The organism is Skermanella sp., from assembly GCF_059503625.1.
The window spans coordinates 1-2,146 of sequence record NZ_JCACHA010000503.1 but is presented as its reverse complement, the minus strand read 5'-3'; the positions used below and the strand labels follow the sequence as shown (position 1 = coordinate 2,146).

Annotated in this window: 2 protein-coding genes and 1 pseudogene; all 3 read right to left on the bottom strand. The window is 68.2% G+C overall.

Annotation, left to right across the window (positions count from 1 at the left end; all coding sequences use genetic code 11):
• Positions 1–380, bottom strand: a pseudogene (locus AC5JJ6_RS10880) (hypothetical protein); the annotation flags it as partial.
• The gene (locus AC5JJ6_RS10875; protein WP_496042050.1) at positions 377–1,672 is read right to left on the bottom strand and encodes a replication-associated recombination protein A; all 1,296 of its coding nucleotides are present in this window, start codon (positions 1,670–1,672) and stop codon (positions 377–379) included. The pseudogene AC5JJ6_RS10880 and the gene AC5JJ6_RS10875, both read right to left, overlap by 4 nt.
• A 13-nt stretch (positions 1,673–1,685) precedes the next feature.
• Positions 1,686–2,146: PDZ domain-containing protein (locus tag AC5JJ6_RS10870; protein WP_496042049.1), on the bottom strand; the 461-nt coding region annotated here is incomplete at its 5' end.

Sequence of the window (2,146 nt, the reverse complement as noted above, 5' to 3'; positions counted from 1 at the left end):
GTCCAGTAGCCCGGAGCGTGGGCGGGATGGCGCGGGAAGGCGCCGCCGAACAGGTCGGGGTCGGCTTCGCAGACCTTCTCGACAAGCTCCCACAGGTCGAACACAGTGCCGGCGCCGTGCTGGAAGTACGCGGCGGCCGTGTCGAACGGCAGCGAGAAAGCGCAGTCGATGCCGACCAGCAGGCGGCTGCCTTGGCCGATCCGCCAGTCGAGCCAATCCAGCACCTGGGTACGGGTCCACGGTTGGCGGGCATCCGGCGGCTGGATCAGGTTGGGGACACCGGTGCCGGGCGCGCATTCGGCGACCGCTATGCCGCGATAGCGCTTGCCGGTCGCTCCCGACCAGTCGATCGCGACGAAGCCGTCGAAGCTATGGGTCATTCCGGATCGTGTGACTTCTGGGTCCGCAGCTTGCTCCAGTAGTCCAGCCGTTTGCGGATCTCCCGCTCGAATCCCCGCTCCGGCGGACGGTAGAACTGCTGGCGCGGCATCCCGTCGGGAAAGTAGTTCTGGCCGCTGAAACCCTCGGCGGTGTCGTGGTCGTACTCGTAGCCTGTGCCGTAGCCGAGGCCCTTCATCATCTTGGTCGGCGCGTTCAGGATATGCTTGGGCGGCATCAGCGAACCGGTTTCCCGCGCGGTGCGGACGGCCGATTTGTAGGCGGTATAGGCGGCGTTGGATTTGGGCGCGGTCGCCATGTAGATCGTGCACTGCGCGATCGCCAGCTCGCCTTCCGGAGAGCCCAGGCGCTCGTAGGTCTCCCAGGCGGCAAGCGCCTGCGGGAGAGCCTGTGGATCGGCCAGACCGATGTCCTCGACCGCCATCCGAACCAGCCGGCGCGCGATGTAGCGCGGGTCTTCGCCGCCGTCCAGCATACGGGTAAGCCAGTACAGCGCCGCATCGCAATCGGAGCCGCGCACCGACTTGTGGAGGGCGCTGATCAGGTTGTAATGCCCTTCCTGCGACTTGTCGTACAGGGGCGCCCGGCGCTGCACCGTGCCGACGAGCGCGGTGGTGTCCAGCGGCGTTGCCGGAGCGAGCGCGAACAGCTCCTCGCACAGGTTCAGCAGGAAGCGGCCGTCGCCGTCGGCCATGGCCTTGACCGCCTGCCGGGCGTCCGGGTCGAGCGGTAGCGGCTTGCCCATCTCCGCCTCGGCCCGCGTCAGCAGGAGCTCCAGCGCCGCGTCGTCCAAGCGGTTGAGAACGAAGACCTGCGCCCGCGACAGAAGCGCCGCATTCAGCTCGAACGAGGGGTTCTCGGTCGTGGCGCCGACCAGGGTCACGGTGCCGTCCTCGACATAAGGGAGGAAGCCGTCCTGCTGGCTGCGGTTGAAGCGATGGATCTCGTCGATGAACAGAAGGGTGCCGCGGCCCGTATTCCGCCGGAGCTTAGCCGACTCGAAGACTTTGCGAAGATCGGCGACACCGGAGAAAACGGCGGAAAGCGGTTCGAAATGGAGTTCCGTCTGATCGGCGAGCAGCCGCGCGATGGTGGTCTTGCCGCAGCCGGGAGGACCCCACAGGATCATGGACGCAAGGCGATGGGTGGAGATCATCCGTCCGACCGGGCCGGACGGCGTCAGCAGGTGATCCTGCCCGACGACTTCGGCCAGGGTCTTCGGCCGCAGCCTGTCCGCCAGCGGGCGCGGGGCGGACGCGGAGAAAAGGGTCATCGCCGCTTCGCCCTCAGCCCGCGACCGTCGAGGTCAGGACCTGATCTCCCCGGCGGACCGTCACCTTCCAGGCGCTCTGCGTCCTTGAGAGCAGTCTGGTAAGCTGCGACGTACTGCCGACCTCGCGCTCGTCGATCCGCAGCACAACATCGCCGCTCTGGACGCCGACACGGGCGGCGGGGCTGTTGCGGGCGACTTCGAGGATGACGACACCCTGCCCGGGACCGGTGAAGCCGATCTCTTCGGCGAGTGCGGGCGACAGGTTGGCGACGGTGGCGCCGGCCAGGGGCTGGCGCCCGCTGAGCTGGGTGACGTCGCGCGGCGGATCTTCCGGCGGCGGCGTGACCTGGAAGGCGATCTGGCGCGGCTTGCCGCCGCGGATCACCGACAGCGCGGCATTCCCGCCAAGCGGCATCGTGGCGACGCGGAACTTGAGCGCTTCGGGGTCGTCCACCGCGCGCTCGTTGATCGACG

Bases quoted from the DNA above. Each gene is read 5' to 3' on its own strand.
- AC5JJ6_RS10875 (WP_496042050.1), bottom strand. From the start codon at position 1,672: ATGACCCTTTTCTCCGCGTCCGCCCCGCGCCCGCTGGCGGACAGGCTG.